The organism is Rhizobium sp. N324 (genome assembly GCF_001664485.1).
Taxonomy (GTDB): Bacteria; Pseudomonadota; Alphaproteobacteria; order Rhizobiales; family Rhizobiaceae; genus Rhizobium.
Map to the genome: position 1 here is coordinate 3,302,462 of NZ_CP013630.1, position 18,074 is coordinate 3,320,535.

At 61.4% G+C, this 18,074-nt stretch carries 18 protein-coding genes; 12 read left to right on the forward strand and 6 right to left on the reverse strand.

Features of this window, described 5'->3' with window-relative positions:
- Nucleotides 1-66: 66 nt before the first annotated feature.
- The 4 genes from pgeF (at nucleotide 67) to AMK05_RS15910 (ending at nucleotide 3,965) form a co-directional block, all read left to right on the forward strand.
- On the forward strand, nucleotides 67-861 hold the full coding sequence (gene pgeF, locus AMK05_RS15895) for a peptidoglycan editing factor PgeF (RefSeq protein ID WP_064839970.1): 795 nt from the start codon (nucleotides 67-69) through the stop codon (nucleotides 859-861).
- A 5-nt stretch (nucleotides 862-866) separates the two neighbouring features.
- Complete coding sequence (locus AMK05_RS15900; protein WP_064839973.1) at nucleotides 867-2,018, forward strand: M24 family metallopeptidase; 1,152 nt, start codon at nucleotides 867-869, stop codon at nucleotides 2,016-2,018.
- Nucleotides 2,019-2,108: 90 nt separating this feature from the next.
- On the forward strand, nucleotides 2,109-2,927 hold the full coding sequence (locus AMK05_RS15905) for a hypothetical protein (protein WP_064839975.1): 819 nt from the start codon (nucleotides 2,109-2,111) through the stop codon (nucleotides 2,925-2,927).
- A gap of 105 nt (nucleotides 2,928-3,032) precedes the next feature.
- Entirely contained in the window at nucleotides 3,033-3,965 is a 933-nt protein-coding gene (locus AMK05_RS15910; RefSeq protein ID WP_049736196.1) for a ribose-phosphate pyrophosphokinase, read from the forward strand.
- A gap of 187 nt (nucleotides 3,966-4,152) precedes the next feature.
- Here the strand turns inward: AMK05_RS15910 and AMK05_RS15915 are convergent, their stop codons facing one another.
- Nucleotides 4,153-5,700: a hypothetical protein gene (locus AMK05_RS15915; protein WP_064839977.1), complete on the reverse strand. Its 1,548-nt coding sequence runs from the start codon at nucleotides 5,698-5,700 to the stop codon at nucleotides 4,153-4,155.
- A 342-nt stretch (nucleotides 5,701-6,042) separates the two neighbouring features.
- On the opposite strand from AMK05_RS15915, the gene AMK05_RS15920 reads away from it, so the two are divergent.
- The 5 genes from AMK05_RS15920 (at nucleotide 6,043) to AMK05_RS15940 (ending at nucleotide 11,193) form a co-directional block, all read left to right on the forward strand.
- A complete protein-coding gene (locus tag AMK05_RS15920; RefSeq protein ID WP_064839979.1) occupies nucleotides 6,043-6,648 on the forward strand; it encodes a 50S ribosomal protein L25/general stress protein Ctc in 606 nt (201 codons plus the stop codon).
- 187 nt (nucleotides 6,649-6,835) lie between these two features.
- Nucleotides 6,836-9,187: an EAL domain-containing protein gene (locus tag AMK05_RS15925; RefSeq protein WP_064839982.1), complete on the forward strand. Its 2,352-nt coding sequence runs from the start codon at nucleotides 6,836-6,838 to the stop codon at nucleotides 9,185-9,187.
- Nucleotides 9,188-9,200: 13 nt separating this feature from the next.
- Entirely contained in the window at nucleotides 9,201-9,914 is a 714-nt protein-coding gene (locus AMK05_RS15930) for a substrate-binding periplasmic protein (RefSeq protein WP_064841402.1), read from the forward strand.
- A gap of 89 nt (nucleotides 9,915-10,003) precedes the next feature.
- The gene (gene pth, locus AMK05_RS15935) at nucleotides 10,004-10,735 is read left to right on the forward strand and encodes an aminoacyl-tRNA hydrolase (protein WP_064839984.1); all 732 of its coding nucleotides are present in this window, start codon (nucleotides 10,004-10,006) and stop codon (nucleotides 10,733-10,735) included.
- On the forward strand, nucleotides 10,732-11,193 hold the full coding sequence (locus AMK05_RS15940; RefSeq protein WP_064839985.1) for a GNAT family N-acetyltransferase: 462 nt from the start codon (nucleotides 10,732-10,734) through the stop codon (nucleotides 11,191-11,193). Before pth ends, AMK05_RS15940 begins: the two co-directional genes overlap by 4 nt.
- 7 nt (nucleotides 11,194-11,200) lie before the next feature.
- On the opposite strand, the gene clpS is transcribed toward AMK05_RS15940, so the two are convergent.
- On the reverse strand, nucleotides 11,201-11,512 hold the full coding sequence (gene clpS, locus AMK05_RS15945) for an ATP-dependent Clp protease adapter ClpS (RefSeq protein WP_064841403.1): 312 nt from the start codon (nucleotides 11,510-11,512) through the stop codon (nucleotides 11,201-11,203).
- 331 nt (nucleotides 11,513-11,843) lie between these two features.
- Here clpS and ychF point away from each other — a divergent pair, with 331 nt between their 5' ends.
- The gene (gene ychF / locus AMK05_RS15950) at nucleotides 11,844-12,947 is read left to right on the forward strand and encodes a redox-regulated ATPase YchF (RefSeq protein ID WP_064839987.1); all 1,104 of its coding nucleotides are present in this window, start codon (nucleotides 11,844-11,846) and stop codon (nucleotides 12,945-12,947) included.
- An 18-nt stretch (nucleotides 12,948-12,965) separates the two neighbouring features.
- Here the strand turns inward: ychF and AMK05_RS15955 are convergent, their stop codons facing one another.
- On the reverse strand, nucleotides 12,966-14,045 hold the full coding sequence (locus tag AMK05_RS15955) for a hypothetical protein (protein WP_064839989.1): 1,080 nt from the start codon (nucleotides 14,043-14,045) through the stop codon (nucleotides 12,966-12,968).
- Nucleotides 14,046-14,239: 194 nt separating this feature from the next.
- Here AMK05_RS15955 and AMK05_RS15960 point away from each other — a divergent pair, with 194 nt between their 5' ends.
- Nucleotides 14,240-14,728 carry a MaoC family dehydratase gene (locus AMK05_RS15960; RefSeq protein WP_064839992.1) on the forward strand — a complete coding sequence of 163 codons (489 nt, stop codon included), beginning with the start codon at nucleotides 14,240-14,242 and terminating at the stop codon, nucleotides 14,726-14,728.
- Entirely contained in the window at nucleotides 14,725-15,192 is a 468-nt protein-coding gene (locus AMK05_RS15965) for a MaoC family dehydratase (protein WP_064839994.1), read from the forward strand. The genes AMK05_RS15960 and AMK05_RS15965 overlap by 4 nt, the downstream gene beginning before the upstream one ends.
- 21 nt (nucleotides 15,193-15,213) lie before the next feature.
- Here AMK05_RS15965 and AMK05_RS15970 read toward each other — a convergent pair whose 3' ends face one another.
- The 3 genes from AMK05_RS15970 to AMK05_RS15980 all read right to left on the reverse strand — a co-directional run bounded on the left by AMK05_RS15970 (nucleotide 15,214) and on the right by AMK05_RS15980 (nucleotide 18,062).
- Nucleotides 15,214-15,759 carry an adenine phosphoribosyltransferase gene (locus AMK05_RS15970; RefSeq protein ID WP_049736186.1) on the reverse strand — a complete coding sequence of 182 codons (546 nt, stop codon included), beginning with the start codon at nucleotides 15,757-15,759 and terminating at the stop codon, nucleotides 15,214-15,216.
- 112 nt (nucleotides 15,760-15,871) lie between these two features.
- Nucleotides 15,872-16,756, reverse strand: a complete 885-nt coding sequence (locus tag AMK05_RS15975; RefSeq protein WP_064839996.1) for a cytochrome c1 — start codon at nucleotides 16,754-16,756, stop codon at nucleotides 15,872-15,874.
- Nucleotides 16,757-16,781: 25 nt separating this feature from the next.
- Complete coding sequence (locus AMK05_RS15980; RefSeq protein ID WP_064839998.1) at nucleotides 16,782-18,062, reverse strand: cytochrome b; 1,281 nt, start codon at nucleotides 18,060-18,062, stop codon at nucleotides 16,782-16,784.
- Nucleotides 18,063-18,074: the final 12 nt, after the last annotated feature.

Genomic DNA, 18,074 nt, shown 5'->3' on the forward strand with positions numbered 1-18,074 from the left:
AAGCGCGCCGCCAGTGCGATGCGCTTGGGATAATAACAAACCTCTTAAAAAACCCCGGAATCACAGATGCAGGACGCGGCCTCTCCCGCACCGATCGAAAGTGCGCTGCTGAACGAAGCGGCGGGCGGCACTATCCGCCACGGTTATTTCACCCGCGCCGGCGGCGTTTCCGAAGGGCTGTATCATGGCCTCAATGTCGGCCTCAGCTCCAACGACGAACGCGACAAGGTCCTGGAAAACCGCCGCCGCGTCGCCGCCTGGTTCGACCTGCCGGTCGAGCGGCTGGCGACCGTGCATCAGGTGCATTCCCCCGATGTCGTGACGATCGATGCCGATTACGACGGCGCCCGCCCCGACGCGGATGCGATGGTAACGCGCACCCCCGGCATCGTGCTTGGCGTGCTTGGCGCCGATTGCGGCCCCATCCTGTTTGCCGACCCGGACAATCGCGTCGTCGGCGCCGCCCATGCCGGCTGGAAGGGCGCGCTGACGGGCGTGCTTGAAAACACCATCGCCGCCATGGAGAGGCTGGGGGCGGACCGCGCACGCATTATCGCCTGCCTCGGCCCGTCGATCAGCCAGACAAGCTATGAGGTCGGCCCGGAATTCGTCGAGCGCTTCCTCGCCGAGAACCCGGATTACCGACGTTTCTTCGCGCCTTCGGCAAAGCCCGGCCACGCCATGTTCGATCTGCCGGCATTGACCGTCGACCGACTGACGAAAGCCGGCGTGCGGGCGGAAAGCCTTGGCCTCTGCACCTATCCGGACAGCGAGCGCTTCTTTTCCTACCGCAGGACGACACATCGCAAGGAGCCGGATTACGGCCGCCAGATTTCCGCGATCTCAATCAGGGAGACTTGAGCAGAATGGCACTGCACTTCGAAAAGGCCGAATTCGCAAGCCGGCTTGCGCGCCTCACCGAGAAGATGAAGGAAGAAAAGCTCGACGCCCTGCTGCTCTTCGCCCAGGAAAGCATGTACTGGCTGACCGGCTACGACACCTTCGGCTACTGCTTCTTCCAGACGCTGATCGTCAAGAGCGACGGCACCATGGCGCTGATCACCCGCTCGGCCGATCTTCGCCAGGCCAGGCACACCTCGATCCTCGAGGACATCCACATCTGGGTCGACCGGGTCAATGCCGATCCGACGCTCGACCTGAAGAACCTGCTGGTCGAGATGGACCTGCTCGGCGCCCGCATCGGAGTGGAATATGACACGCACGGCATGACCGGCCGTATTTCCCGGCTGCTCGACGCGCAGCTGACCACGTTCGGCCAGATCGTCGACGCATCCTATCTCGTCAGCCGGCTGCGCCTCGTCAAAAGCCCGACTGAGGTCGCCTATGTCGAGCGCGCCGCTGTTCTCGCCGACGACGCGCTCGACGCCGCGATCCGGCTCACGAAGCCCGGCGCCGACGAGGCCGATATCCTCGCCGCCATGCAGGGCGCGATCTTTTCCGGCGGCGGCGATTATCCCGCCAACGAGTTTATCATCGGCTCCGGCGCCGATGCTCTGCTTTGCCGCTACAAGGCCGGCCGCCGCAAACTCGACGCCAGCGACCAGCTGACGCTCGAATGGGCCGGCACTTACGCGCATTACCATGCCGCCATGATGCGCACGATCGTCATCGGCGAGCCGATGCAACGCCACCGCGAGCTCTATAATGCCTGCCGCGAAACCATCGAGGCGATCGAGACCGTGCTGAAGCCGGGCCACAGCTTCGGCGACGTCTTCGACATGCATGCCAGGATCATGGACGAGCGCGGCCTCGCCCGCCACCGGCTGAACGCCTGTGGTTATTCGCTCGGCGCCCGCTTCTCGCCCTCCTGGATGGAGCATCAGATGTTCCATGCCGGCAATCCGCAGCCGATCGAGCCGAACATGTCGCTTTTCGTGCACATGATCATCGCCGATTCAGACACAGGCACGGCGATGACGCTCGGCCAGACCTATCTGACGACGGCGGATGCGCCGCGCGCGTTGTCCCGCCACCCTCTCGATTTCATCGGTCTTTGACCGATGAGAATCCGGAATTGACAGACGCCCGCCCCCGCCCCCATAAATTCGGACGGGGCTGATGCGAATGTGGGAAGGACGGATCAAGGGATGACGCGAGCTGCGATTGTGCCCACGCTCCTGGTCGTCACGGCTCTACTGACCGCCTGCAATACCACCGATGCGCTGACGCCGCAGGTCGATATCGGCGATTCCTCCGCACGCGCGTCGTCGAGCCCGGTGACGCAGAGCGAGGCCGAGCGTCTCGCGGGCACCCGCCAGCCCAGTTTCGCCGGCGACCAGCAGCCGCGCGGATACCATCCAGCCTATGATCAGTCGCAGCAGGCCTATCGGCCCGGCACGGGCGCGCCGCCGACGACAATGCAGGAGCAGGCAGACGCCCTGTCGAGGAGCAGTCCCTCGCCGGCCGCCTCCGCCCCGATCGAAGGGCAATCACTGCCGCCGCCGGCTTCCGGCGGTGGGCTTCCCGCGCAGTCGGCTCAGCCGATCGAGACGCAACAGCCGCAACAGACCGCCGCCCTGCCCGCATCCTCCTCTGCCCGCGGCAACACCGTGCGCTTCCTGCCGATCATCGGCGCGCCGGTTCAGGCGGTGACCCCGCTCTCGCGCCAGCTCGGCGCCGAGGCACGTGCCCACGGCCTTTCCATCCGGAGCTCGACCGATGCGAGCAGCGATTACATTCTCAAAGGTTATCTCTCCGCCTTCAGCGACGACGGCAAGGTCACCGTGGTCTATGTCTGGGACATTCTCGACAGTAGCGGCGGTCGCCTGCACCGCATCCAGGGGCAGGAAAGCGTGCCGACGGCCGCGGCCGATCCCTGGGCTGGCGTTCCCGCCTCGGTGATGCAGCAGATCGGCTCGAAAACCATCGCGGAATTCTCCTCCTGGCGGCAGACGCGGGGCGGTTAGTCACAAACTTTTCGCAAATATGAAAGCCTGTGGCGCCTTTGCCCTTGCATTCACGGGGAAGCTGGCTAAAAAGCGCGGCTATCAGCGCATAACGGGCGGACCAAAATGAAGGTTTTCGCAGGCAATTCGAACCGGCAACTCGCCGAAGCGATCTGCACCTATCTCAACGTTCCCTTGGGGAGAGCCAGTGTTCGAAGGTTTGCCGATCAGGAAATCTTCGTGGAAATCCAGGAAAATGTGCGCGGCGAGGATGTTTTCCTCGTGCAGCCCACCGCCTTCCCTGCCAACGACCACCTGATGGAACTGCTGATCATGATCGACGCGATGCGTCGTTCCTCAGCCCGCCGCATCACCGCGGTGCTTCCCTATTTCGGCTATGCGCGCCAGGACCGGCGCGCCTCAGGCCGCACACCGATCTCCGCCAAGCTGGTCGCGAACCTCATCACCGAAGCCGGCGCCGACCGGGTGATGACGCTCGATCTCCATGCCGGGCAGATCCAGGGCTTCTTCGATATACCCACGGACAATCTCTTCGCCCTGCCTGTGCTGACCCGCGACATCAAGAGCCATTACGACCTCAGCAACGTCGTGGTCGTTTCGCCTGATGTCGGCGGCGTGGTTCGCGCCCGCGCCCTTGCCAAGCGGCTGGACTGTCTTCTGGCCATCGTCGACAAGCGTCGCGATCGGCCGGGTGAATCCGAAGTGATGAACATCATCGGCGATATCGCCGGCAAGGACTGCCTGCTGATCGACGACATCGTCGATTCCGGCGGCACGCTCTGCAACGCGGCCGACGCGATGCTCGCCAAGGGCGCAGCCAGCGTCACCGCCTATATCACCCACGGCGTCCTCTCCGGCGGCGCGGTCACCCGCGTCACCTCCTCGAAGCTGCGCGAACTCGTCATCACGGATTCGATCCAGCCGACGACGGCCGTGCTCTCGGCGCACAATATCCGCATCGTGACGACGGCGCCGCTGATCGGCGAAGCCATCAGCCGAACAGCCCAGGAAGAGTCCGTCTCCAGCCTCTTCGATTGAAAGAGCCGGCATTCGACCGGCTCTTTCAATTTCTGCATGGACCTGGCTATCACCGGGCATGCTCATCGAGCAGTGTGAATTAACCAGAATAAACCGCCGATCCAATCATTCCGCGAAGCTTGTCATGTAAGGCGCAAAAAGCCGGCACAAGGCCGGCTTCTTTTGTTTCTTATCTGATTGATAACGCTCAAGGCTGCTGCGGCGGCGCAGGTGCCGCATCCTGGCCCTGGTCCGGTTCCTGCTCCTGGTCTGTCTCAAGCCCCGGATCTTGATCCGGAGCGTCCGGCCCCTTGACCACCTGTCCGTTAACGGCAACCGCGCCGTCGCGGCTGATGCTGATGTCCCAGCGCGAGCGTCCGTCCGCATCGGTCTTGGCGAAGCCCTTCACCATCATGATGCCGAAGGAGACCTGGTTGAGATCGGGATCGGTCTTGGCAAGCTCCTGAACCGCGGCGATCGTCTTGTCGAGATCGCGGGCAAGGATCGTCGCCTCCATCGAATAGTCCTTCTCGGTGTCGACCCGTCCTTCGATCTTGCCCGTCACGTCGATGTCGTAGACCTCAGACTTGGCACTGATCTTGGGAAACTCGACGGCGAGGCGACCGTCACGGAAGAGCTTTTTCGCCATCTCGTCGCCGCTCTGCTCCGGCTCCTTAGTAGCGTTGAAATCCATCGTCATCAAAGCCTCGCCGAAGGTGGCGAAATCCAGATTCGGCATGGCGAGTTGCATCTCGAAGCTGGTCGGCAGGAACGGCGAATAGTTTGCGGGCATCAGCGGGCTGTCGAAGCTGATGTCCTGCGCATTCATGCCGAAGCCGAAACGCATGGCGTCGCTCGGCCCGTCCACAGCCAGGTTGTAACCAAACGCCTTGACGCCACCATTGCCCATCTGGCTGCTGACGGTCAGATTATTGAGCCCGATCGTCTCGCTGAACGAGGCAAGAAGCGGGAAGGCCTCTTTGAGCATTCCCTTGATCTTGTCGCTGTTTTCGGGGCTCAACTCCTTCTCGTCGAGATGATCGAGGACGAAAAGCACGATCTCGCGGATCTGCTTGGCCGGCAGGCCGTTCACCTTGGCGTCGAAATCGATCGAGTCGGCGCGGATTTCAATGGGCGGCATTTGCAGGCCGGAAACCTGCTCGACGAAGGTCGACATCGAGCCGCTGCCCGCAAAATCGATACGCCCGTTGCCGCCGGCGCTGTCGGTCGAACTCAGCTTCTGGTCCATCCCGGCGATGCTGGCATGGACTTCCTCGGTGTCGGACTTGCTGCTGACTTTGATGTCCTTGGCGGTGAAGGTACCCGAGCGAAGATAGCTGATCGCCGGGTCGAACAGACCAGTGTAACCAAGCGAAGCGATGGAATAAGCGAAATCCGTCGGCTTCTCGTCGGGGCCTTTGAAATGGCCCGAGACGTTGAGCTTGTTGTCACCCTCGATATTCCAGAGCCCGCTGTCGAGGGGCGTGGCGAACGTCGAGAACGGTGTCAGCCCGTTGATCGCGAATTTCGCCGGATCGACCTTGGCAAGCAGCTTCGCCAGATCGTAGATGATCTCGTAGCGCGTACCGGCCGGATTGACGCTGATGAAGCCGCTCTTTGCCATGTCCTCGGGCAGCAGCTTCGTCAGAGTGTCCTTGACCGCATTGGCGCCGTCCTGGTTGATCTCGACGCTTTGGGCCGTGGTGGCAAGGCAAAGTGCCAGCAAGCTCGTTGCCGTGACAAGTTTAAGACGCATAGTCCGATTTCTCCTCAGCCGCTTTTTTGATTGCGGCATCCAAAGAGGGGAAGCGCGCCGATGTCAACCTCACCTACATCGGCACCGCTGATTTTGCCGCTTTACGGGAATGCGGATTTCGCAGCAGGCGCAAACATCGCGTCCGCGGACGAGGCATTCGGCTCGCCGAAACAGCCTGAATCCGCAACTTGCGTTTCCGATCGACTTATAGTATAGGCCACCGGTCCGCGTAGACACCCTTGGAGGCAACGCGGATGAGGTTGGGTTATACCCGCCTCCGGTTCGACGGAACAGGCTTTTGACCGCCGACGAACTCTCCAAATAACCTCGAAAGGAATAGCCATGAGCCAGGAAACTTACGAGCTCAAGGCCGAGGCGCGCGAACGGGTTGGTAAGGGGTCCGCCCGTGAACTTCGCCGCAACGGTTTGATACCCGCTGTCATCTATGGTGACAAGCAGGCCCCCATTTCCATCGCTCTCAACACCAATGAGGTGACGAAGCGCATTCATGCAGGTGGTTTCATGACCACCGTGGCGACGATCGAAGTCGACGGCAAGAAGTACAAGGTTCTGCCGAAGGACTACCAGCTCGATCCGGTCCGCGACTTCACGATGCATGTCGATTTCCTGCGCGTCTCCGGCAACACCCAGGTGACCGTCGAAATCCCGGTTCACTTCATCAACGAAGAGAAGTCCCAGGGCCTCAAGGTGGGCGGCGTTCTGAACATCGTCCGCCATGAAGTCGAAGTTCACTGCCCGGCCGATGCGATCCCGGAATTCTTCAACGTTGACCTCAGCGGCAAGAAGATCGGCGACAGCATCCATATTTCGGAAGTCACACTTCCGAAGGGCGTCACGACGGTCATCGACCGCGACTTCACCATCGCGACCATCATCGCTCCGGCTGCCGGCATCGAGAGTGCTGCGGAAGGCGAAGCCGAAGCCTGATCGCTTCGACCAATTTGTAAAGCATACGGCCCGCTTCCCCCAAGTGGAGGCGGGCTTTTCATTGCCCGGCAAGCCCCTGTTTCAGCAACATTTAACGTATTCGTGAAAGCATGCTTCGTCAGCTGCGAAGAAGCCCGCCTTAGCGCGCGACAGCAGATAGGGTCGGCCTGGGGGAGAAGACGGAACCATGAACAATTCCGTTGAGAACAGATTTTTTGGAATTGTTTGCGGAGCGCTGCTCGTTTTTGTCGCCCCCCTCTTTGTTCTCTTCCTTTTTCTCTCCTCGGAACGGGCCGACAAAGAAATACGCGATCATATTTCCGTTCTTCTTGTCGCCAATGCCCAGGCGCTGGCAAAGCCGCTCTGGGATCTCGATGAGGAGAGCGTCACCCAGATCAGCGCGACGGTCGTTTCCCAGGGCGCCATCGTCAAGGTGGAAGTGCGTGACCAGTCGGGCCAGCTCGACATCAGTCAGTCCACCATCCCGCGCTCCTTTGACGGCAAGCTCGTGCAGGTGTCGCGCGCCATCATCTACAACACCGTCGATGGCCCGAAGAACCTTGGCAGCATCAGCGTCTATTATCCCGCACTCGGTCTGTTTTCCGGTCTCAAGCAGGAAGAGGTCGTCTTCATCTCGATCTTCCTCTTCGCGGTCCTGGCCGTTTTCGGCACGGCGCTGATCGGCAACCGCTTCTTCGTCATCCAGCCGCTGATGCGGCTGACGGCCGCGATCGAGGCCACCCGTCAGCTCGGCTCCCGCCATCATGTCGACTGGCAGTCGAACGATGAGATGGGACGGCTTGCCCGCAGCTTCAACGAGATGCAGACCAAGCTTGAAAGCGAGGAAAAGGAGCTGAAGTTCGCGCACCGCCGCGCCACCGACATCTATAATCTGACGCCCGCCATGCTCTTCTCTCTCGACGAGGAAGACCGCATCACTGCCGTCAGCGATTACTGGCTGCTTGCCACCGGTTATAACCGCGCCGCCGTCATCGGCCGCAACTTCGCCGATCTCGTCACCTCGGCCACCCGCGACAAGTTCGTCAAGCGCCGCCAGGCCGAAAGCGGCATGACCGTTACCGTCAAATTCGTCTGCCTCGACGGCCGCATCATGGACGTTCTCATCATGGAATCGGAAGCGGAAGCCGGCGTTCACGACCGCCTCTCGCTCTCGGTCATGACCGATGTAACCGAACTCAAGGCCTCCGAGGACCGCAACCACCGCCAGGCGATTACCGATCATTTGACCGGGCTGCTCAACCGCCAGGGCTTCGAAGCCGTGCTCGACAGCAAGATCGCCGCTGCCGACGCCGCCGGCCAGGAACTCGCCTGCCTCTTCGTCGATCTCGATCGCTTCAAGTGGATCAATGACAACATGGGTCATGCCGCCGGCGACATGGCGCTGATCGAACTCGTCGAGCGCCTGAAGACCTATCTCGCTCCCTCCGACGATGCGGCCCGTCTCGGCGGTGACGAATTTGCCATCCTGCTGCCGGCCAAGGATGCCGAAAAACGCGCCAGGATAATGTGCGAGCAGATCGCCTCGATCTTCGAAACGCCGTTCGCCCCCGACATGCATCTGAGCGCCTCCGTCGGCATCGCCATCTATCCGCACCATGCCGCAACCGCGGCCGAACTGCTGCAGAAATCCGACCTGGCGATGTACGCCAAGAAACGCGACGGCAAGAATGGCGCCCAGCTCTTCGACAACGCCATGCTCGACCGCGCCCGCAGCCGCGCCGAGATCGAAGCCAATATCGAAGCCGCTCTCGTCGACAACTGGTTCGAGGCCTTCCTGCAGCCGATCGTCAATCTGAACGGTCGCGGGATCGCCGGTTTCGAAGCGCTGATGCGCCTCAACCATCCGCAGAAGGGCTTGATGCCGCCGGCCGAGATCATCAGCGTCGCCGAAGAGACGGCAAAGATCGTCCGCGTCGGCAATGTCATCATGGAAAAGGCGATCGCCAACCTCGCGAAGATTTCCCGCATATCAGGCATGCAGGATACCTATCTCGCCATCAACTTCTCGCCGCTGCAGTTCGAGCCTGCGCTGCCCGCCCGGCTTGCCGCCATCGTCGGCCGCCACGGCATCCGCCCGGAGCGCATCGTCGTCGAGATCACCGAAGCCGTGCTGATGCACGACAACCCGCAGATCCGCATGATCGTCACCGAGCTTCGCCGTTTCGGTTGCCGTATCGCGCTCGACGATTTCGGCACCGGCTATTCGTCGTTGAGCTACCTCAACCGCTTCCCTGTCGACATCATTAAGATCGACCAGTCCTTCACCCGCGCGATCAACGACGGCGACGACGACGTGCGCCAGAAGAGCCGCATGCTGATCGAAGGCATTACCACGCTCTCTCACAAGATGAACTGCACCGTCATTGCCGAGGGCATCGAGACCGAAGATGAATGCCGCACGCTCCACCAGATGGGGCTGGATTACGGCCAGGGCTACCTCTTCCACCGTCCGCAGCACGCCGCCGTGCTGATCGAGGAACTGATGGTCTCGCAATCGGCCGTCGCGCGCGCCTCATAAAGGAGATGAAATGATGAAAAAGCTCCTGCTTCTCGCATGCCTGGCGCTGCCCTGCGCCGCCCATGCGCAAACGGTAACCTTCACCACCGAGGATTATGCCCCCTTCAACTATCGCGACGGCAAAGAGATCAAGGGCGCAACCGTCGAGCAGGTCGAAAAAGTGATGGCGGCGATCGGCGTCGACTACACGATCGAGATCATGCCCTGGGCGCGCGCCTTCGGCCTTGCTCGCACGGTGCCGATGACCTGCGTCTTCGCGACCGCCCACAATGGCGCACGCGACCCGTTGTTCAAATGGGTCGAGCCGCTGCTCATCGATCGCAACATCCTGATCACCCGCAAAGGCTCCGGCGTCACCGCCGGCAACCTCGACGAGGCGAAGAAATATACGATCGGCACGCAGCGCGAGGATTATACCGAGACGATCCTGAAGGAGAAGGGCTTCACCAAGCTCGATATCGCCAGCGACTTCAACGCGACGCTGCGCAAGCTGCTCGGCGGCCGCATCGACATGATGCCGATTTCCGAACTTTATTTCGACAAGCTGAAGGCCGACCAGCCGGTGGAAATGGTGACCGTGCTCTCCGCTCAGCCGATGAGCATCGCCTGCGAGAAGAGCTTTCCCGACGATCTGCTTGCCAGGATGCAGACGGCCCTCGATAAACTGATCGCCGATGGCGTCCAGAAGCAGATCTTCCTGAAATACGGCATGAACCTTTCGGAATGACGCTGCCGGCGGGCTTGCCCTTTCCGCTTGACTTTGCTCTCGTTTCCGGGTGGTGAACGTGGAAAAAGCTTAAGCGAGGACGACAGGCCATGCTGATCATCGCGGGTCTCGGCAATCCCGGCAGCAAATACGCCGGCAACCGCCACAATATCGGCTTCATGGCCGTCGACGCCATTCATCGGCGCCACAGCTTCTCCCCCTGGTCGAAGAAATTCAGGTCCGAGATCGCCGAGGGCGACCTCGGCGGCGAGAAGGTGCTGCTGATCAAGCCGCAGACCTTCATGAACCTCTCCGGCGAGGCTGTCGGCGAGGCGATGCGCTTTTACAAGCTCCAGCCCGCCGATCTTGTCGCGATCTACGACGAGCTCGACCTTCCCCCGGGCAAGGCGCGGCTGAAGACCGGCGGCGGCCATGGCGGCCACAACGGCATCCGGTCGCTGGACGCCCATTGCGGCAAGGAATACCGGCGGCTGCGTCTCGGCATCGGCCATCCCGGCGTCAAGGAAATGGTGCAGAACCATGTACTTGGCGATTTTGCCAAGGCCGACAGGGCCTGGCTTGAGCCGCTTCTCGACACGCTTGCCGATAATACCGACATGCTGGTGCGAAACGAGGATTCGCAACTGATGAACAAGATCGCGCTGGCGCTCGGCGGCAAGGCCGAGGAGGAGAAGCCGCGAAAGGACAGCAAGACTGCCGAAAAGAAGCCGGCCGGCCAGTCCCATATCCATCAGGCCCGCAATCACAATCAGCCGAAGGTGCTGGCGACCGGCCCCATGGCCGAGATGCTGAAGAAGATGTTCGGCAACAAGGGGGAGTGAGGCCGGTGCCGAACCTGGATTTCGCCATCCGTCCCGCTGCCGCCGGCGATCTCCCGGGACTGACCATCCTCTATCGGCATTTGAACCCTAACGATCCGGCTCTCGACAAGGCCGTGGCCGAAGAGCGCTTCTCGGCCATCCTCGCCCAGCCCGGCATGACTGTTTTCATCGGCTTTGCCGACGATCTCGCCGCCGCCACCGTCACGCTGATCGTCGTGCCGAACATGACGCGGAACGGCGCTTCGTATGCGCTCATCGAAAACGTCGTCACCCATTCCGATCACCGTCAGCGCGGTTATGCCGGCGCCGTCATCGGCCATGCGGTCACCGAGGCCTGGAAAGCCGGCTGCTACAAGGTGATGCTGCTGACCGGCTCGACGAACCCGGCGACGCATCGCTTTTACGAGAATTGCGGCTTCGTGCGGGATAAGACCGGCTATCAGATCCGCCGGCCTTGAAGACGCGCTATTCCTCCGGCTCCGTCGTGAACATCAGCGGAAAGCCCATCTCCTTGGCAAGGTCGACGCCCTCCTTGGCTTTGGTCTCGGCGATATCCCTGGCGCAGACCACCACCACGCAGGAGCCGAGCTTATGCGCCGTCATCATCACCCGGTAGCCGGTTTCCTCGCTCATGCGGAAGACGGACTTGAGGATCACGATGACGAATTCGCGCGGGGTATAATCGTCATTGACGAGGATGACCTTATAGAGCTTCGGCTTGTCCAGCTTCGGCTTCACCTTGGTCTTCGGTTTCAGGGCAACGTCATTGTCACTCATCGGAAAATCCACCCGTTGATGACATGGGGTGAGCAATCTTCAAAACAGCCAATCAGTCGATGACGAATTTTCAGTAGTCAGCCGTGGCGGCTCCAAGCGTCAAACGAGCAGAACCGCTCGCCGGCTGCGACATCGATGCGGTCAATTGCATCTGAGCGAGGGCACATTCCGGTGAAATCCGCAATGCGTCGAAATCTCCGTCGCTTTTAACAATAGGTCAGCACGGATTGGTCGGCAAGTGAACGACGCTAAAACCTCTCTAAGACTTGACCATATTGCTCCTTTATCCCATAGGCACCAGCAAGGAATTCAAGAACAGCAGGTTTTAGCCATGGGCTTCAAATGCGGCATCGTCGGTCTGCCGAACGTCGGCAAATCGACCCTCTTCAACGCGCTCACCAAAACGGCGGCCGCACAGGCGGCGAATTATCCCTTCTGCACCATCGAGCCGAACACCGGCGAAGTCGCCGTGCCCGATCCGCGCATGCGCAAGCTTGCCGACATCGCCAAGTCGAAGGAACTGATCCCGACCCGCATCTCCTTCGTCGACATCGCCGGCCTGGTGCGCGGCGCCTCGAAGGGTGAAGGCCTCGGCAACCAGTTCCTCGCCAATATCCGCGAAGTCGACGCCATCGTGCATGTGCTGCGCTGCTTCGAAGACAGCGACATCACCCATGTCGAAGGCCGCATCAACCCGGTCGCCGATGCCGAGACCATCGAAACCGAGCTTATGCTCGCCGACCTCGAAAGCCTGGAGCGCCGCACCGAGCAGACGCGAAAGCGCGCCACCAGCAAGGACAAGGAATCGGTGGCAATGCTGCCGATCATGGAAGCCTCGCTGAAGCTGCTCAACGAAGGCAAGCCGGTGCGCACGCTGCTGTCGACGCTCGATGCCGAGGAAATCGCAATCCTCAAGGGCCTCAACCTTTTGACTTCGCATCCGGTGCTCTACGTCTGCAACGTCGCCGAGGCCGAGGCCTCCACAGGCAATGAATTCACCGAGGCCGTCGCCGCCATGGCTCGGGAACAGGGTGCCGAAACCGTCGTTATCTCGGCGGCGATCGAGGCCGAAGTCGCCCAGCTTCCCGAGGATGAGGCCAAGGAATTCCTCTCCGCCCTCGACCTCGACGAGGCTGGCCTCGACCGGCTGATCCGCGCTGGTTACAAGCTTCTCCACCTCATCACCTATTTCACCGTCGGTCCGAAGGAAACGCGCGCCTGGACGATCGAGCGCGGCACCAAGGCGCCGCAGGCCGCCGGCGTCATCCATTCGGATTTCGAGCGCGGTTTCATCCGCGCCAACACCATCGCCTATGACGATTACATCAAATACAGCGGCGAAGTCGGCGCCAAAGATGCCGGCAAGGCGCGCGACGAAGGCAAGGAATATGTCGTCCAGGACGGCGACGTCATCCACTTCCGTTTCAATACCTGACCGAGCTAGGCTGGCGCCTCAACCCGGCGGCAGCCTGTTTGCGATGACCGGCGGCAGTGCGCGCAGCACCAGCCGCCGAAGCGGCATCCAGCCAGTGCCGATGATCAATACGATCGCGCCGACGACAATCAGCGTCGTGAAGATGTAGGTATCGACCGTGGCGCTTCCCTGTCGGAAGACGCTGAAGATCGCCACACCGAGCGACAGCAGACCCGACGTCACGAAGGCGCGCCGGTCGATGATGAGACCGATCAGCATCAGCGCCGTCACCGTCGCGACGACCGCAGGTGTCTGCGACGACATGTTCGCGACGTCGAGGATACGGACGTCTGCCCCTAGAGACAGCAGGGAAACGGTGCTGTAGAGCAGCGCCGGCGCCGCCCCGAGATGCAGCCAGAAGGCAATATCCGAACGCGTCGTCCGCCGCAGCCGGTCGCCGAGATCGAAATAGAGCGCCATCGCAAACAGTCCGAGCGCGCAGATCAGGGAAACCAGTGCCAGCACGGCGGGATGATCGAGGAAAAACGCCGGATTGCCGCTTGCCCATTGCACCAGCCGCAAAAGCAGGGTGAGGACGAAAGCAAGCGCCGACATGATAGAGAGCGCCAGCGACAGCGGCACGCGGTAGCGGACGTAGTAGACGCCGAGAAGGATCGGGAAGCCGGCGACGAACTGCGTCGCCTCCGCTCCGAAGGATTGGGAGGTCGGCGTCCACGGCGGGAAGAAATGGGACATCAGCAGTCCTGTCCAGCAGAACAGCGCGATCGTCAGGCTGACGGCCGGCAAAGCGAGACGCTGGCGGTACACCAGTATTTCCGAAAGCACGATGATGGCAGGCAGCACAGCATAAAGTGCGGCAAGCCCCCAGAGGCCGCAAAGCGCCACGATGACTCCGATGGTGATCAGCACGTCGTGGAACCCGCGCACGAAGCGCGGCGTCTCCGTGTCCGACCAGGCCCGCCCCTCGGCGCTCGTTGCCGGCTCTTCGACGACAGCGACGCCGCGCTCGCTCAAGAACGGCAAGAGCCGCCCTCCCGCCTCCGGCGAAATCAGCCCTTGGCGCGCCGCCTCGTCGAGTATCGACCTCAGTTCCGTCATGCCGGTTTCTCTTCCCGGAATCATTGAGCCCGCGCGGATGCTATTGTAAGCAATAGAGCATGGTGCCGAAAAGTGTGAGTGGTTTTCGGGCGACATCATGCTCTAACTCTTTAATGTAGAACAGGATTCAGATTTTAGGCTGATCCGGCCTGAGATCATCCTGTTCCAGGCGCTGCATATGGCGGGAGAAGCGAATGGCGGCAGAAAAGCTTTCCTTTGAGGATTTCGAGCCCGGCCGCCGCTTCGCCCTCGGCCCGAAGCTGGTGCTCGCCGAGGAGATCATCGAGTTTGCAGCGGAATTCGACCCGCAGCCCATGCATCTCGACGAGGCCGCCGGCCGCGCCAGCATTCTCGGCGGTCTCGCCGCCTCCGGCTGGCATACCTCTTCGATGTTGATGCGCATGATGGCCGACAGCTACATCCTGAATGCGCTCTGCGAGGGTGCGCCGGGTATCGACCTGATGGAATGGCGAAAACCGGTGCTTTCCGGCGATACATTGCAGGGTCACTCGACCGTGCTTGAAGCTCGGCCGATGCGCTCGCGCCCCGGCATCGGAATCGTCAAATTCCGTCACGAGGTGGAAAACCAGCGCGGTGAGCTCGTCTGCCTGTCGGAAAATTCGGTCATGATCCGCATGCGCCCTGCCCCGGGCATCACCGTGACCCCGGAGATGACAGCATGAGAATGTCTGAACTTTACACCGTCGGCGAAAAGGCCGAGATCGGCAGCTACGCCTTCACCGAGGAAAACATCATCCGCTTCGCCAGACGCTACGATCCGCAGCGTTTTCACGTCGACAAGGACGCCGCCAAGGACACCCTCTTCGGCGGTCTTTGCGCGTCGGGCTGGCACACCACCGCCGCCTGGATGCGGACCTTCCTCGCCTTCTGGAAAAACCAGAACATCACCCTCGCCCAAAGGGGCCTGAAGGCGCCGAATCTTGGCCCTTCGCCGGGCTTCCAGAAACTGCAATGGCTGCGGCCGATCTTCCCGGGCGACGTCGTGACCTATTCCGTCGCCCTGCTTTCCAGCCGGCCGCTCGCGTCGCGGCCGGGCTGGCACCTCAACACCATCCTCTGCGAGGGCGTCAACCAGAACGGCGAACCCGTCATGCGCTTTGAAAGCGGCGTCTTGGAATTCGATTGACGTCGCAAGAGGAATGCATGGTCAGTGGCCGGAGAATTCGACCAGTGTATGCACGACGACGCCGAGCTCTTCCAGCTTCTTGCGGCCGCCAAGGTCCGGCAGATCGATAACGAAGCAGGCGCCGACCACCTCGGCGCCGATCTGGCGCAACAGCTTGGTAGCGCCCACCGCAGTGCCGCCGGTGGCGATCAGGTCGTCGACCAGGATCACCTTCTCGCCAGGCTGCACCGCGTCGCGATGCATCTCCATCTCGTCGACGCCGTATTCCAGGCTGTAGGCGATGCGCACGGTATCATGCGGCAGCTTGCCCTTTTTGCGGATCGGTACGAAGCCGGAGGAAAGCTGGTGCGCTACCGCGCCGCCGAGGATGAAGCCGCGCGCCTCCATGCCGGCGATCTTGTCGATCTTCGTGCCGGCATAGGGCTGCACGAGTTCGTCGACCGCCCGGCGGAAAGCGCGGGGATTGCCCAGCAGCGTGGTGATGTCGCGAAAAATGATGCCCGGCTTGGGATAGTCGGGAATGGAGCGGATGCTGGCGGCGAGCTCCGAAGTCATATTCTTGTCCATGGAAAGTCCATATCTGCGAGCGCTTTAAATCGGCCGCACCCTATCAATTGCCAGGGGCGGAACCAACAAAAAAGGCGGCCGAGGCCGCCTTTTGAATTTTGATCGGGAGCGCTCAATGCTCCTTGTTGGCGTAGACCGAGCGCTTCGTCAGGTAGATCAGCAGCGTGAAGATCGCCAGGAAGACCATCACCATGAAACCGGTGCGCTTGCGCTCCTCGAGATGCGGCTCGGCGGCCCACATCAGGAAGGAGGAAACGTCCTTGGAATACTGGTCGACGGTCTGCGGCGCGCCGTCGTCATAGGTCACCTGGCCGTCGGAGAGCGGCTTCGGCATGGCGAGGACGGCGGCAGCGTGGAAATACGGGTTGTAATGTCCACCCTGCGGCACCTGGAAACCGGCCGGCGGCTCTTCATAGCCGGTCAGCAGCGCATGAATATAGTCGGGGCCGCTTTCCTGATACTGCGTGAAGATGTCGACGACGAACCGCGGAAAGCCGCGCTCGACTTCACGGGCTTTGGCGATCAGCGAAAAGTCAGGCGGAGCCGCGCCGTTGTTGGAAGCGGCAGCCGCCTCCGCATTGGCGAAAGGTGCCGGGAAGTGGTCCGAAGGAACTGCCTTGCGGGTAAACATCTCGCCGGCGGCATTCGGGCCGTCCTGGACCTCGTAGTTCGCGGCGAAAGCCTTCACCTGCGCCTCGGAATAACCGAGTTCGTCGAGCATGCGGAAAGGCACGAGGTTCATCGAATGGCAGGCGGAACAGACTTCGGTGTAGACCTTGAGGCCGCGCTGAAGCTGGGCCTTGTCGTAGTGGCCGAACGGACCGGCAAAACTCCACTCTTCCTCCTTGGGCTCCTTCAGCGGATAGTGCGGCGTCGCACTTTCCTCGTGATGGGCGGGCGCTGCGCCGTTGGCGGGCGTGGCTTCCTCGGCGAAGGCGGCGCTGCCGAGAAGAGCAGCGACTGCGAGCGGAAGAATGCTTGCAACAAGCGTTTTCATATTTCTGTTTCCTTCCGTCGCGCGCTTAGGCATTGGCCGCCGCACTGGCTGCGGCTGTCTTGTTGCGCTTTTCGAGCACCGCCTCGGTGATCGAGTTCGGGATGCGCCGCGGTGTCTCGACTAGGCCGAGAACTGGCATCGCCACCAGGAAGAAAGCGAAATAGAGGAGCGTGCAGATCTGCGAAATCGTGGTGAACAGGCCTTCGGCCGGCTGCGAGCCGAGCCAGCCGAGGATGATCGCATTGACCACGAACAGCCAGAAGGCCAGCTTGTACCAAGGACGGTAGACGGCCGAGCGGACCTTGGAGGTATCGAGCCAGGGCAGGAAGAACAGCACGATGATCGCGCCGAACATCACGAGGACGCCGCCAAGCTTGGAGTCGATCGGGCCAACGTTGAAGGTGATCGAACGCAGCATCGCGTAGAACGGCAGGAAGTACCATTCCGGAACAATGTGGGCCGGCGTCTTCAGCGGGTCTGCCGGAATGTAGTTGTCGGCATGGCCGAGGAAGTTCGGCAGGTAGAATACGAAGTAGGCGTAGACCAGCAGGAAGACGGAGACGCCGAGCGCATCCTTCATCGTTGCATAAGGCGTGAAGCGCACCGTGTCCGTCTTGGTCTTGACCTCGATGCCGGTCGGGTTCGTCTGGCCGGTGACATGCAGCGCCCAGATGTGCAGCACGACGACGCCGGCGATCATGAAGGGCAGCAGGTAGTGCAGCGAGAAGAAGCGGTTCAGCGTCGGCTGATCGACGGCGAAGCCGCCGAGCAGGAACTGCTGGATCCATTCGCCGACCAGCGGGAAGGCCGAGAAGAAGCCGGTGATGACGGTCGCGCCCCAGAAGGACATCTGGCCCCAGGGCAGAACATAGCCCATGAAACCGGTCGCCATCATCAGGAGGTAGATGACGACGCCGAGGATCCAGAGGATTTCGCGCGGCGCCTTGTACGAACCGTAATAGAGGCCGCGGGCAATGTGGAGGTATACGGCGACGAAGAAGAACGAGGCGCCGTTGGCATGCATATAGCGCAGCAGCCAGCCGTGGTTGACGTCGCGCATGATCTTTTCAACGGAGTTGAAGGCCAGCGATGTGTCGGCGGCATAATGCATGGCGAGCGTAACGCCCGTCAGGATCTGTACGATCAGCATGACGGCGAGCATCGCGCCGAACGTGTAGGCATAGTTCAGGTTCCTGGGAACCGGATATGCAATGAAGCTGTCATAGACCATGCGCGGCAAAGGCAGGCGCGCATCGACCCATTTCTCAAGGCCGGTTGACGGCTCGTAGCTGGAATGGCCACTCATTAATCAGTCTCC